Origin of the sequence: Amycolatopsis sp. NPDC048633 (genome assembly GCF_040650695.1) — a bacterium.
Classification (GTDB): domain Bacteria; phylum Actinomycetota; class Actinomycetes; order Mycobacteriales; family Pseudonocardiaceae; genus Amycolatopsis.
Map to the genome: position 1 here is coordinate 83,195 of NZ_JBEZHS010000037.1, position 11,667 is coordinate 94,861.

General features: G+C 71.6%; 15 protein-coding genes. 4 read left to right on the plus strand and 11 right to left on the minus strand.

Annotation, left to right across the window (positions count from 1 at the left end; translation table 11 throughout):
* Positions 1–208: 208 nt before the first annotated feature.
* Positions 209–1,405, minus strand: coding sequence for an RNA polymerase sigma factor (locus AB0C38_RS41260; protein ID WP_360684028.1), 1,197 nt, complete (start codon positions 1,403–1,405; stop codon positions 209–211).
* Entirely contained in the window at positions 1,402–1,746 is a 345-nt protein-coding gene (locus AB0C38_RS41265; RefSeq protein WP_360684031.1) for a YciI family protein, read from the minus strand. Before AB0C38_RS41265 ends, AB0C38_RS41260 begins: the two co-directional genes overlap by 4 nt.
* A gap of 98 nt (positions 1,747–1,844) precedes the next feature.
* Here AB0C38_RS41265 and AB0C38_RS41270 point away from each other — a divergent pair, with 98 nt between their 5' ends.
* Positions 1,845–2,888 carry a site-specific integrase gene (locus AB0C38_RS41270; protein ID WP_360684034.1) on the plus strand — a complete coding sequence of 348 codons (1,044 nt, stop codon included), beginning with the start codon at positions 1,845–1,847 and terminating at the stop codon, positions 2,886–2,888.
* Between the two features lies 1 nt (position 2,889).
* Here AB0C38_RS41270 and AB0C38_RS41275 read toward each other — a convergent pair whose 3' ends face one another.
* Positions 2,890–3,060 carry a hypothetical protein gene (locus AB0C38_RS41275; RefSeq protein ID WP_360684037.1) on the minus strand — a complete coding sequence of 57 codons (171 nt, stop codon included), beginning with the start codon at positions 3,058–3,060 and terminating at the stop codon, positions 2,890–2,892.
* Between the two features lie 25 nt (positions 3,061–3,085).
* On the opposite strand from AB0C38_RS41275, the gene AB0C38_RS41280 reads away from it, so the two are divergent.
* Positions 3,086–3,595 (plus strand): CGNR zinc finger domain-containing protein, encoded by a 510-nt coding sequence (locus AB0C38_RS41280; RefSeq protein ID WP_360684040.1) that lies wholly within the window; start codon positions 3,086–3,088, stop codon positions 3,593–3,595.
* Here the strand turns inward: AB0C38_RS41280 and AB0C38_RS41285 are convergent.
* Both AB0C38_RS41285 and AB0C38_RS41290 read right to left on the minus strand, forming a co-directional pair.
* A complete protein-coding gene (locus AB0C38_RS41285) occupies positions 3,592–4,290 on the minus strand; it encodes an SRPBCC domain-containing protein (protein WP_360684043.1) in 699 nt (232 codons plus the stop codon). The genes AB0C38_RS41280 and AB0C38_RS41285 overlap by 4 nt on opposite strands.
* 92 nt (positions 4,291–4,382) lie before the next feature.
* The gene (locus AB0C38_RS41290; protein ID WP_360684046.1) at positions 4,383–5,264 is read right to left on the minus strand and encodes an alpha/beta hydrolase; all 882 of its coding nucleotides are present in this window, start codon (positions 5,262–5,264) and stop codon (positions 4,383–4,385) included.
* Between the two features lie 42 nt (positions 5,265–5,306).
* Here AB0C38_RS41290 and AB0C38_RS41295 point away from each other — a divergent pair, with 42 nt between their 5' ends.
* A complete protein-coding gene (locus tag AB0C38_RS41295; protein WP_360684049.1) occupies positions 5,307–6,083 on the plus strand; it encodes an SGNH/GDSL hydrolase family protein in 777 nt (258 codons plus the stop codon).
* Here AB0C38_RS41295 and AB0C38_RS41300 read toward each other — a convergent pair.
* The 6 genes from AB0C38_RS41300 to AB0C38_RS41325 all read right to left on the minus strand — a co-directional run bounded on the left by AB0C38_RS41300 (position 6,063) and on the right by AB0C38_RS41325 (position 10,062).
* On the minus strand, positions 6,063–6,662 hold the full coding sequence (locus tag AB0C38_RS41300; RefSeq protein WP_360684052.1) for a TetR/AcrR family transcriptional regulator: 600 nt from the start codon (positions 6,660–6,662) through the stop codon (positions 6,063–6,065). The genes AB0C38_RS41295 and AB0C38_RS41300 overlap by 21 nt on opposite strands.
* A complete protein-coding gene (locus AB0C38_RS41305; RefSeq protein ID WP_360684055.1) occupies positions 6,652–7,119 on the minus strand; it encodes an SRPBCC domain-containing protein in 468 nt (155 codons plus the stop codon). Before AB0C38_RS41305 ends, AB0C38_RS41300 begins: the two co-directional genes overlap by 11 nt.
* A complete protein-coding gene (locus tag AB0C38_RS41310) occupies positions 7,116–7,436 on the minus strand; it encodes a metalloregulator ArsR/SmtB family transcription factor (protein ID WP_360684058.1) in 321 nt (106 codons plus the stop codon). The genes AB0C38_RS41305 and AB0C38_RS41310 overlap by 4 nt, the downstream gene beginning before the upstream one ends.
* Entirely contained in the window at positions 7,436–7,822 is a 387-nt protein-coding gene (locus AB0C38_RS41315) for a VOC family protein (RefSeq protein ID WP_360684061.1), read from the minus strand. The genes AB0C38_RS41310 and AB0C38_RS41315 overlap by 1 nt, the downstream gene beginning before the upstream one ends.
* Positions 7,823–7,848: 26 nt before the next feature.
* Complete coding sequence (locus tag AB0C38_RS41320; protein WP_360684064.1) at positions 7,849–9,372, minus strand: FAD-dependent monooxygenase; 1,524 nt, start codon at positions 9,370–9,372, stop codon at positions 7,849–7,851.
* Positions 9,373–9,444: 72 nt separating this feature from the next.
* A complete protein-coding gene (locus tag AB0C38_RS41325) occupies positions 9,445–10,062 on the minus strand; it encodes a TetR family transcriptional regulator (RefSeq protein ID WP_360684067.1) in 618 nt (205 codons plus the stop codon).
* 152 nt (positions 10,063–10,214) lie between these two features.
* Between AB0C38_RS41325 and AB0C38_RS41330 the strand changes: the two genes are divergently transcribed.
* Positions 10,215–11,561 carry an MFS transporter gene (locus AB0C38_RS41330; RefSeq protein ID WP_360684070.1) on the plus strand — a complete coding sequence of 449 codons (1,347 nt, stop codon included), beginning with the start codon at positions 10,215–10,217 and terminating at the stop codon, positions 11,559–11,561.
* The last annotated feature ends 106 nt before the right edge of the window (positions 11,562–11,667 follow it).

An 11,667-nucleotide genomic window follows, 5' to 3' on the forward strand; every position in this document is an offset into this window, starting at 1 on the left:
TCCGCGCCTGACCAGCGTCTTCCGTCATGATTGAGAGTCTATCAAAGCTTCTAATCAGAACTATAAGCAGCTGTTCTAAATTAATAGATAGCTTGAGGACGCTCTGGATTTGGATAAGGTCACATATCCGAACCCAGAACAGGCCAGATGACCGAGGGTGCGATGAGAGGCAGATTTGGGGCCTCGAAAAACTAGGCCCCCCCTGATGTCAACCCAGAGTTGACGCTGCGGTGCGCTTCCGCTCTAGGAGGGACCGCTCGGCCGAGTTGTGGGTCAGCTCGATCGCTGTCGTGTAAGCCGCCACCGCTTCCCCGCGCCTGCCCACCCGATCCAGCAGGTCCGCGCGGATCGCGTGGTACAGCGGGAACCGCGCCAGCTCCAAGCCCTCGACCAGCGCCAACGCGGCACCGGGACCCTCGACCTCGGCGACCGCCACCGCCCGGTTCAGCGCCACCACCGGCGTCGGCGTCGCCGCCAGCAGCTGGTCGTACAACGCCTTGACCTGGGACCAGTCCGTGGGCGCGTCGCTGTGGACGGCCTGGATCGCCGCCTGGATCTGGTACGGGCCCGGCTGGTTGCGGCGCAGGCACCGGCGGACGATCTCCTGGCCCTCGGCGACCAGCTCCGCGTCCCACCCGGCGGGGTCCTGCTCGGCGAGCAGCACCACCGAGCCGTCCGCCCGAGTGCGGGCCGCGCGGCGGGAGTCGATCAGGAGCATCAGCGCCAGCAGGCCCCACACCTCCGGCTCGTCGGGCATCAGCCCGGCCAGGACGCGGGCGAGCCGGATCGCTTCGCGGCACAGGTCGTCGCGGACCAGGTCCTCCCCCGCGCTCGCTGTGTAGCCCTCGTTGAAGATCAGGTACAGCACGCCGAGCACCGCGGACAGCCGCGCGGGCAGGTCGGCGTCCTGCGGGACGCGGTACGGGATGCCCGCGTCGCGGATCTTGTTCTTCGCCCGGACGATCCGCTGGGCCATCGTGGGCTCGGCCACCAGGAACGCGCCGGCGATCTCCGTCGTGGTCAGGCCGCCGAGCAGCCGCAGGGTCAGCGCGACCTGGGTGGGCCGGGCCAGTGCGGGGTGGCAGCAGGTGAAGATCAGCCGGAGCCGTTCGTCGGGCACGGCGCCCTCCTCCACAGGCTCGGTTTCGGCACGCAACAGAGCGGCCTGGGCGTGCTTGTCGTCCCGGGCGGCCTCCCGGCGCAGGCGGTCGATGGCGCGGTTGCGGGCGGTGGTGATGATCCAGCCGGCCGGGCTCGGCGGCACCCCGGTGTCCGGCCACCGCTTGACCGCCTCGGCGAACGCGTCCTGCACGGCTTCCTCGGCGACGTCGATGCTCCCGAAGACCCGCACCAGCACCGACACCGCGCGGCCGTACTCCGCGGTGAAGACGTCCTCGACGCTCATCCGCTGAACGGCCGCACCTCGACCGGCAGCGGCGCGACGGCGTCGGCGAGCCGGCTGCCCCAGGCCAGCGCGGCGTCGAGGTCGGGCGCGGTGATGATCGTGAACCCGCCGAGGTGTTCCTTGCCTTCGGCGAACGGGCCGTCGGTGACGAGCGTGTCGCCGTCACCGGCCCGCAGCACGGTGGCGCTGGACGGCGGGTGCAGCCCACCGGCGAACACCCAGGCCCCGGCCGCTTTGAGGTCGGCGTTCAGGGTGTCGAGCTTCTTCATCACGCCGTCGAGCACCTCCGGCGGCGGCGTGGGCCCGTCGGGCTGGTAGATGCTGAGCAGGTACTGCTTCACGTCGGCTCCTTTCGCTGTCTCGCCCTTCACACGAACGGCGCCCGGCCGGATCGACACGCCTCACCGGAGAAAGTACCTACTTCCCGTAACCTCGGCGCGTGCCCGAGCTCGAACCGGTGACCGACGCCGCCCTCGCCGCGGCGAGCCCGCAAGACCGGCTCGCCCTGCTCGACGAGGCCGCCGCCCGGCACGTCGACGGGCAACGGCCGCCGAACACGCTCAAGGCCTACGCCCAGGACTGGCAGGTGTGGCAGGACTACACCGCCGAAGCCGGGATCCCGCCGCTGGCGGCGTCCATCGGCGCCCTGACCGGGTTCGTCGTCTGGCTCGAACGCGGCCGGACCCTGCGGCCGGACGAACGCGTCGTACCGGAGGTGCCGGAACAAGCCGCCCCGGCAGCGCCGTCGACGATCGAGCGGCGGCTCACCGGCGCGCTCGCCGGGCTGCGGCACCACAAGGTCGTCGTCGACCCCGAAGCGAGCCGCGCCGCGTGGCGAGCGCTGAAGGGCTACCGGCAGCGGCTGGCCCGCGAGGGGATCCAGCGCGGCCGCGGCAAGGCCACCATGGTCACCCTCACCGACCTGCGGGCGATGTCACGAGCCTGCCCGGACACCCTGGCCGGCACCCGCGACCGCGCGATGCTCCTGATCGGCTTCCCCATCGCCGCCCGGTGCTCCGACCTGGCGAACCTGCTGGTCACCGACGTCGAACCGGTCGACGACCGGGGCCTGGCGGTGACCGTGCGGCACGGCAAGAGCACCGGCGACATGGTTGTCCCGCGGCGCGAGAACCCCGACACCGACCCGGTGCGGGCGTGGCACGCGTGGCGCTCGGGGGCCGGGATCACCGAAGGGCCGGCGTTCCGGCGGGTCGACCGGCACGGCAACGTCGGCGAGCCCGCGCTGAGCACGACCGGCGTCAACCAGATCCTCACCCGGGCCGGCGTCCGCGCGGGCCTGCCGTACCCGGTGACCGGGCACTCCCTGCGCTCCGGGTTCGCCACCGAGGCCCGCCGGGCCGGAGCCGACGACCTCGCGATCGCCGACCAGGGGCGCTGGGTGCGTGGCAGCCGCGCGCTGTACGAGTACATCCGCCGGGTCGACCAGTGGAACGACAACGCGGCGGGCGTGCTCGACCTCTGAGTCATCCGGTCAGCCGCGCCCGCGTGGCGCCGACGACCTCGCCGTCGAAGCGGGCGAGCCAGCTGCCGCAGACGCAGCGCACGTAGTCGAGCCGATGGGTGGCGGGCCGGGCCTCGGTCGCCGGCAGTTCGGCGATCGGCCAGCCGCAGCGGGGGCAACGGGTTTCATCCATACCGCCATCGTGGTGTAATGGCTTTATGCACTTCAACCCTTACGGCGGTCCGGCCGCGCTCGTCGCCGCCGACCTGGTGAACGCGGGGTCCGCGAGCGAACTGCTCGACGGGATGGTCCGCAACGGCATGTCCATCGCGGCGCTGACCGACGACGAAGCCACGCGCATCGCCGAGTGGGCCCACCGGCTGCGGCCGGTGTTCGCCGCCGACCCGTCGGCGCGTCCGGATCTGGTGAACGACCTGCTGTCCCGGGCGGCGTGCCGGCCGTCCATCACCACCCACGACGGCAAACCGCCCCACCTGCACTACTCGGCCGAAGACGCCGGCCCGGTCGGGCGCGTGCGCGCCTACACCGCGGGCGGCCTCGCCCACCTCGTGTGCGAGGCCCCGGACCGCCTCGGCATCTGTAGCCGCGAAGGCTGCGAAACGGCGTACGTCGACACCTCGCGCAACGGCCGCCGCCGGTTCTGCTCGACGCGCTGCGCGACCCGCGTGCACGTCGCCGACCACCGGGCCCGGCAGCTCACGGCCTAGCCGAAGACCTCGGCCAGCCACGCCTCCCAGCCTTCGGCATCGACGTCGACCTCGGCGAAGTGGTGCCGTCCGACGCCGATCGGCCAGCCGAAGGCGTTGCGGCCGTAGAAGCGGTAGAGCGCGTCCGCCGTCCGGACGCCGAGGAACTCCGGCGTGACGTAGTCCACGACGCCGTCCTCGCCCCGGACGGCCAGCCGATCCCCGGCTTGGACGTCGTCCGGGACACCGAGCGCTTTCTTCAGCTTGGCGAAGCCGTCGGGCCGGGCGGACGACTCGGGCGCCTCGGTCATCGCGTAGGTGGCGCTGCGGCCGGGGAAGTGCGCGAGATACTCCCCGAGCGAGTGGTAGTAGAACGCCGTGTGCTTGCGGCAGGCGTCGTAGTTGGTGTCCCAGTCCTCGAGGAAGACACCGCGGTGCACGAACTTCAGGTGCGTGGCGTCGCCGCGGGGTTCGAAGGTGTAGTCGAGTTCGTTGAACCAGCCGTCCTTCTCGCACCTCGTCGCGAAGTGCGCACCGGGCTGCCAGGCGGTGACCTCGCCGCCGTAAAAGGTCAGCCCGGTTTCGCGGCCGCCGACCCGCGGCTCGTAGGAGATGGGCCACGACCAGCTCCCGGCCTCGACGGTGACGGCGCGCCAGCACTGTTCCGGCGTTCCCGCCAGCGTGCCCTCGAACCCGACCTCGAACTCTTTCGTCATGGCTGCCTCCTCGATGACCTCTTGCCAAGACGTCAACCGGGGAAGGCCGGATTCGACAGGTGCGGCGAAGCTTTCTCGCCAGGTTTTCCGCGTCAGGCGGAATCCCGGATCACCGCCAGCACGGCATCCGCGAACTCCGCCGGCGCTTCCTGCGGCGCGTTGTGCCCGACACCCGGCAGCATCCGATGCTCGTACGGCCCGGTGAAGTACTCCCGATCCCCGGCCGCGCTCGGGCCGCCGATGCCGTCGGCGTCGCCCTCCAGCACCACCGTCGGCACGGCGATCGGCGGCTCCGCGGCGATCAGCCCCTCCAGCCCGTCGTAACGCGGGTCTCCCGCGGCCAGGCCGAAACGGTGGCGGTAGGAGTGGATCACCACGTCGACGAAGTCCGGGTTGTGCAGGCTCGGCGCGCTCGCGGGGAACGCCGAGGCCGCGCCCGCCCAGGTCGGGGACCACGTGCGCCACAGCAGCTCGCACAGCTCCTCGCGGTTGCGCTCCAGGCCGCGGCGGCCGCGCTCGGAGTGGAAGTAGTACTGGTACCAGTAGGTCCGCTCCCACTCCGGCCGGGTCGGCTCGGCCGCCGAAGCGAGGTGCTGGACGTTGTACCCGTCGACCGACACCAGCCCACGGATCCGCGAAGGCCACAGCGCCGCCGCGAGACAGGCCGCGCGGCCGCCCCAGTCGTAACCCGCGACCACCGCCCGGTCGATCCCGAGCGCGTCCAGGAAGTCGAGCAGGTCCTGGGCGAGCGCCGCCTGCTGGCCGGAGCGAGGCGTGTCCGCGGACCGGAAGCGCGTGCCGCCGAACCCGCGCAGGTACGGCACGAGCACTCGGGCGCCGGTGAGCCGGGCGGCGACCTCGTCGTAGCACCGGACGTCGTACGGGAAGCCGTGCAGCAGCACCACCGGCACCCCGTCCGGTGAACCCGCCTCTTCGTAGGCGATCTCGAGCAGTGGTGTCGTCGTGAGTCCCATGGGCGTGATCCTTCCGGCGGGCGCCTGCTTAGAATCGCAGACATGAGCAAGCGCTTAGTGGTCATGGGGGACTCGTTCACCGAGGGCGTCGGAGACGACGACCCCGCCTCCCCGAACGGCGTGCGGGGCTGGGCCGACCGCGTCGCCGAACAGCTCGCCGCCCGCGAGCCGGGCTTCCGCTACGCCAACCTCGCCATCCGCGGCAAGCTGCTGCCGCAGGTGCTGGGCGAGCAGCTCGAGCCGGGGCTCGCGATGGACCCCGACCTCGTCTCCCTCTACGCCGGCGGCAACGACCTCATGCGGCCCAAAGTCGACATCGACGCGCTGCTGGTGGACTACGAAACCGCCGTCGCCCGGATCCGCGCGACCGGCGCCCGCCTCATCCTGTTCACCGGGGTCGACGGCGTCGAGGACCCGCTGTTCCGCACGATCCGCGGCCGGGTGGCGATCTACAACGAGCTCGTGCGCGGCATCGCGGCCCGCCACGACGCGCTGCTGGTGGACCTGTGGTCGATGCGGCAGCTGTGCGACCGCCGGTTCTGGGCGCCGGACCGCCTGCACCTCAACGCGCTCGGGCACACCGAGGTCGCCATCGAGGTGCTGCGGGTCCTCGGGGTCGAGCACCCGTTGCTCAGCCCGGAGCTGGCGCCGCGCGCGGTGCTGAGCCCGGCCGCGCGCCGCAGCGAGAACCTGCAGTGGGCGCGGGAGCACGCGCTGCCGTGGGTCCGGCGGCGGGTGAAGGGCGAATCCTCCGGGGACACGCTCAGCGCGAAGCGCCCGACGCTGGAGCCGGTGGGCTCAGCGCCGCTGCCCCGCTGACGGGCGGAGGCCGTCGAAGAGGATCGAGACGGCCCGGTCGCGCAGGCGTGCGTCCGGGCCGGCGTACTCGGCGGCCTTCGCGACGCCGATGATGATCGTGATCAGCTCACCCGGGACGAGGTCCTCGCGGACCGCACCGGCGGCCTGGGCCCGGGACAGGAGCACCCCGAGCGCGTCGAGCAGCCGGGCGCCGATCTCGGACTTCTCCTTCGGCACGGTCACCCCGGCGGCGGTGAGCGCCTCGAAGTAGGCGTTCTTCGCGCTGGACATCTCGATCCAGCCGGCGAGGAAGGTGAAGAACGTGGCGCCCGGGTCCGCGGAGCCGGCCGCCGCGACGGCTTCGGCCTCGTCGGCGAACCGGTGCAGCCGGGCGATCAGCACGGCCTCGAGGAGGGCTTCCTTCGTCGGGAAGTGCCGGAACACCGTGCCGATGCCGACGCCGGCGACGCGGGCGACCTCTTCGGTGGGCGCCCCGGTGCCTTTGGCGGCGAACACGCTCTCGGCCGCTTCCAGCACGCGCGCCCGGTTGCGCCGGGCGTCGGCGCGCAGGGGCTTCGTCTCGGCGGGGTCAGCGGTCACCTCCCGATCGTAACGGGGCCTGCTCCGGTAGGGCGTCCAGCAGCCGGGCCAGTGCGCGCGGCACGTGGGAGCGCCAGCCGCCGCCCATGATGCGCCGGGAGACGCGCTCGAACTCGTCGTCCGGGTCGAACCCCTCGTGGCTGAGGAAGAGCCGGGTACCGGTGCCCTCCGGTTCCAGCCGCCAGGTGACCGTCCACCTCGGACCCCACCGGATGCTGAGCTTGCGTTCGGGCTCGACCTCCAGGACCTCGCACGCCACCGGCCCGCCGGCGAACCCGGCCGCCGGCACCGGTTCGGCCAGCAGCTGGAACCGGTGTCCCACCACGGGTCTGATGTCGTTGGGCATGTTGATCCAGCGTTGCAGGAGGTCCGGCTCGGTCAGCGCGCGCCAGACCTTGCGGGCCGGGTGGGCGAGGAACTGGTCGACGTGGATCGCGGTCGGGTCGTCGTCGGTCACAGGTCGTCCTCTTCGTCGAGCAGGTCACGCAGGTTGGCGAGCTTGCTCCGCCAGAACCGCTCGTAGGGCGTGAGCCAGTCGGCGACCTCTTCGAGCGGGGCCGCGTCGAGACGGTAGACGCGGTTGCGGCCCTGCCGCTGCTCGGTGACCAGGCCCGCCTCCCGAAGCACCCGAAGGTGTTCCGACAGGCTGGGCCGGGCCATCTCGAACCGTTCGGCGATCGCACCCGCCGGCATCGGACCGTCCAGCAGCAGCCGCAGGACCTCCCGCCGCGCCGGGCTGGCGAGCGCGGCGAAGACGTCGTCGTTGACCGGCATCAGTTCGGCACGGTGCCGAAGTCCGACGGTTCGAGCAGGCCGAGGGTGTGGCCGTCGAGGTCCTTGAAGGACGTCGCGCGCCCCCACGGCCGCTCGTCCGGGTCGGCCACCTCGACGCCGCCGGCCCGCAGTGCGGCGACGTCGGCGTCGAGGTCGGTGGTCTGCAGCTGGAAGTGCCGCGGACCCGGCTCGATTCCGGTGACCTGCTGGTCGGTCAGCACCACGCCCGTCTGGGCACCCTTCGGGGCGACCATCACGAACCGGCCACCTTCGGGCGTGCGGCGGTCGACGAGCGCTTCGAAGCCGAGCTTGCCGACGTAGAAGTCCCGCGCGCGGGCGTGGTCGGCGACGGGCAGGGTCAGGAACTGCACGTGGGTGATCGTCATGCCCGCGACCTTACGTAGGAGATATCCTACATGTCAACGGGGCTGCCGAACCACCGTTCGAGCGCCGAGCGCAGCGCCTTCCGCTCGGTGTCGTCGGGCTCGGCCGAGCTGGTCGCCCAGGCGACGTACCCGTCGGGGCGGAGGAGCAACGCGGTCGCGTCGACGTCCGCCGCACCCCCGACCAGGTCGACGCGGTCGGTCCAGCCGCTCAGTTCGTCGCCGAGGGAGCCGGTGAAGTCCAGCAGCAGCGGCCGGGCCGTGCGGGTCAGCTCGGCGAGCCGGGTTCCGTCGGCCAGCACGAGGTCGGGGGCCCACCGGCCGTCGAGCGGGTGGTCGGTGCCCGGCTCGTACCGGACGTCCGCGCCGGACATCAGGTCGGCGATGTGCTGCACGGTGCTCGGCAGCCGCAGCAGCTCGCCGAAGAGCTCCCGCAGCGCCGTGACGTCACGACCCGGTGCGATCAGCGCCGACTGGGCTTGGGTGTGCATGACGACGCGCTCGGCGATCGGCCGGCGTTCGCTCTCGTAGGTGTCGAGCAGCCCGGCCGGCGCCCAGCCGTGCAGGTCGGCGGCGAGCTTCCAGCCGAGGGCGACCGCGTCCTGCAGGCCGAGGTTCAGGCCCGGCCCGCCGATCGCGGAGTGGACGTGCGCCGCGTCGCCGACCAGCAGCACCCGGCCGTCGCGGAACCGGTCGGCCAGCCGGGTGTTGCGCCCGCGCAGCCGCCGCAGCAGGTGCGGCCCGTCGCCCTCGGGCGGCCCGATCGGCAGGGCGAAGCCGAGCACGCGCTCGATGCTCGCGCGCTGGTCGTCGAGGGTCATCGGGGGCTCGTCGCCGCTTTCCTCGTCGTCGGTCCATTCCATTGTGGTGACGAGGGTCCGGTTCGGGAACGGCGCGTAGACGAAGAGTCCGGTTTCGGTGCGGTAGTGGAAGAACGGCGGGATGACGCCGTGGCCGGGCACGCTCAGCCCACCGGACGCGGCGTCGACGAATTCCGCCGGGACGGTGGCGTTCGAGGTGAGGGAAAGGGTGCGATCGTCGGTGACGCCGGGGAAGCCGATGCCGGTGAGCTTGCGCGTGACGCTGCGCCCGCCGTCGGCGCCGACGAGGTACCGGGTGGTGAGCCGGCCCAGCCCTTCGGGGCCGGCGACGTCGAGGGTGACGGCGTCGGCGTCCTGGGTCAGGCCGGTGAGCTCGTGGCCGTAGCGGATCTCGACGCCGAGCTCCGCCGCGCGTTCGGCGAGCATCGCCGCGACGCGCCGCTGCGGCACGCCGAGGACGTGCAGCGAGTTGTGCTCGGGAAGGGTCAGGTCCAGGCGCATCGCCCCGAAGACGAACGCGGGAGCGGGCGGGCCGATCGGGCCGGCGAGGCGGTCGTGCAGCCCACGGCGGTCGAGCAGGCGCACGACCTGGCCGACCAGGCCGTTGGCGCGGTTCTCCTCGGTCGGCTCGGGCAGCTGTTCCAGCACGAGCGGGCGGATGCCGGCGAGGGCGAGCTCGCAGGCGAGCATGAGGCCGTTGGGACCGGCCCCGGCGATGACGACGTCTTCCATGGCGGAACTCCTTGCGGTGAAAGGGCATGACGAACAAGCCCGGCGACCCTGCCGGGCGTGGAGCGGAGGGGGTCAATGCGGTTCGGGCAGGCCGGCGGCGAGCCGGCCGAACACGTCCCGGAGCAGGTCTTCCATCGGTAGCGGCGGCTCGGTCCCGAGCCACTGCTGCGTGACGACGTTCAGCGCGGCCGCGACGACGCCCGCGACGAGCTTCGGGTAGACGTCCGTCTCGGCGTCGGTCCCGGTGCGTTCGGCGACGACCCGGGCGATCTCGGCTTCGCCTGCCGCGCCGGCCTTGTGGAACTCGCCCTGCAGCGCGGGTTCCTCGACCATCAGCCGGATCCCGGCGAGCCACGACTGGTCGGGGGCCCGCCCTTCGGTCACCGGCTGGCCGAGGGCGAACCCGGCGAGGGCGGCCGCGGTGACGGCCTCCCAGATCGGCTCGCCGGCCGGCCGCTCCCGCAGGGCCGCGGCGATCGCGCGGGCCCGGTCGTGGTGGCGGGCCACGATGGCCTCGCCCTTGGTGCCGAAGTAGTTGCTGAAGGTCCGGGTGGACACCCCGGCTTCGGCGGCGATGTCTTCGATCCGGACGTGGGCGTAGCCGCGTTCGACGGTCAGCCGGATGGCGGCCCAGCTCAGCGCGATCCGCGTCTCCTGCTTCTTGCGCTCACGCAGCCCTCGGTCGTCCATGGCTTCATGGTAGCCGAACTTGCAGATTCTGCAAAGTTGCAGATCCTGCACTTTGTTCATCACCGACCGGACTAGTTATCGGTCATCGATCGCCGAAACCGTCGACGAGCGTCACACTGTTGTGTGACATCAGTCACCGGAGGTGTTGCGAGATGGTCTTGGGCGACAACGGAGTCACTCACAAGGTGGAACCGGACAGCAAGTCCGGGAAAGTACAGGTACGGCGTGCGGCGCTGGCGAGCGCGATCGGCACGACCATCGAGTGGTACGACTTCTTCCTCTACAACACCGCGGCGGCCTTGGTCTTCCCGCACCTGTTCTTCCCCGCGTCGAGCGCCTACGCGGGCGCGATGCAGTCCTTCGCGACCTACGCGGTCGGCTTCGCCGCGCGCCCGGTCGGGGCCGCGATCTTCGGGCACTGGGGCGACCGGATCGGCCGCAAGACGACGCTGATCGTCACGCTGCTGCTGATGGGCATCTCCTCCGGCATCGTCGGGATGCTGCCCGGCACGGCGGCGATCGGGTTCGCGGCACCGCTGCTCCTGGTGCTGCTGCGGCTGGTCCAGGGCATCGCGATCGGCGGTGAGTGGAGCGGGTCGGTGCTGCTCGCGATGGAGTGGGGCGACCAGAAGAAACGCGGGCTGCTCGGCAGCTTCGCGCAGATCGGCGTGCCGGTCGGGCTGGTGCTCGGCACCGGCGGGATGACGCTGCTCTCGGCGACCCTCTCCCCCGAGGACTTCGACTCCTGGGGCTGGCGGCTGCCGTTCCTGGCGAGCCTGGTCCTCGTCGCGGTCGGCCTGGTGATCCGGCTGAAGATCCTCGAGACGCCGATGTTCGCCAAGCTCGTCAAGAGCGGGCAGACGGCGAAGACACCGGTGCTCGACGCGATCCGTCAGCACTGGCGCGAGATCCTGCTCTCGTCCGGCGTGCGGTTCAGCGAGCAGATGCCGTTCTACCTGTTCACCAGCTACGTGCTGATCTACGTCGTGTCGCGGCACGAGTTCAGCAAGACGTTCGTGCTCAACGCGGTCCTCGTCGGCGCCGCGTGCGAGCTGGCGATGATCCCGTTCTTCTCGACGCTGTCGGACCGCATCGGCCGCAAGCGGGTGTACCTGGCCGGGGCGGTGTTCACCGGCGTGATCGCGTTCCCGTACTTCACGATCCTGGCGCACGGCAACCACGCGCTGGTGTTCGTCGCGGTCGTCGTGTCGTTCATCCCGCACGCGCTGCAGTACGGCCCCCAGGCGGCACTGATCGGCGAGAGCTTCCCGACGCACCTGCGCTACGGCGGCGCGGGGCTGGGCTACCAGCTGGCCTCGGTGTTCGCGGGCGGGCCGGCGCCACTGCTGGCGACGTGGCTGCTGCACACGACGGGGACGCCGTACTCGATTTCGGGCTACATCATCCTGTCGGCGGTGGTCACGATCCTGTGCGTGATCTTCCTGAAGGACCGCTCGAAGGCCGACATCGACGACGTCACCGTGTACCAGCGTTCCTGACCGTTCCTGTTGGCCACCGGCCAGCGCCCCAATGTGGCCTTCGGTGCGCTGATCCCTTTCATGCCTTACGCGGGCGCGTACTCGCCGATCCTCATCGGCTGCACGC

What these genes read in the sequence shown, in the direction of transcription:
- AB0C38_RS41260 (WP_360684028.1), bottom strand. Translation starts at nt 1,405, where the DNA reads ATGAGCGTCGAGGACGTCTTCACCGCGGAGTACGGCCGCGCGGTGTCG.
- AB0C38_RS41275 (WP_360684037.1), bottom strand. Translation starts at nt 3,060, where the DNA reads ATGGATGAAACCCGTTGCCCCCGCTGCGGCTGGCCGATCGCCGAACTG.
- AB0C38_RS41280 (WP_360684040.1), top strand. Translation starts at nt 3,086, where the DNA reads ATGCACTTCAACCCTTACGGCGGTCCGGCCGCGCTCGTCGCCGCCGAC.
- AB0C38_RS41285 (WP_360684043.1), bottom strand. Translation starts at nt 4,290, where the DNA reads ATGACGAAAGAGTTCGAGGTCGGGTTCGAGGGCACGCTGGCGGGAACG.
- AB0C38_RS41290 (WP_360684046.1), bottom strand. Translation starts at nt 5,264, where the DNA reads ATGGGACTCACGACGACACCACTGCTCGAGATCGCCTACGAAGAGGCG.
- AB0C38_RS41295 (WP_360684049.1), top strand. Translation starts at nt 5,307, where the DNA reads ATGAGCAAGCGCTTAGTGGTCATGGGGGACTCGTTCACCGAGGGCGTC.
- AB0C38_RS41310 (WP_360684058.1), bottom strand. Translation starts at nt 7,436, where the DNA reads ATGCCGGTCAACGACGACGTCTTCGCCGCGCTCGCCAGCCCGGCGCGG.
- AB0C38_RS41315 (WP_360684061.1), bottom strand. Translation starts at nt 7,822, where the DNA reads ATGACGATCACCCACGTGCAGTTCCTGACCCTGCCCGTCGCCGACCAC.
- AB0C38_RS41320 (WP_360684064.1), bottom strand. Translation starts at nt 9,372, where the DNA reads ATGGAAGACGTCGTCATCGCCGGGGCCGGTCCCAACGGCCTCATGCTC.
- AB0C38_RS41325 (WP_360684067.1), bottom strand. Translation starts at nt 10,062, where the DNA reads ATGGACGACCGAGGGCTGCGTGAGCGCAAGAAGCAGGAGACGCGGATC.
- AB0C38_RS41330 (WP_360684070.1), top strand. Translation starts at nt 10,215, where the DNA reads ATGGTCTTGGGCGACAACGGAGTCACTCACAAGGTGGAACCGGACAGC.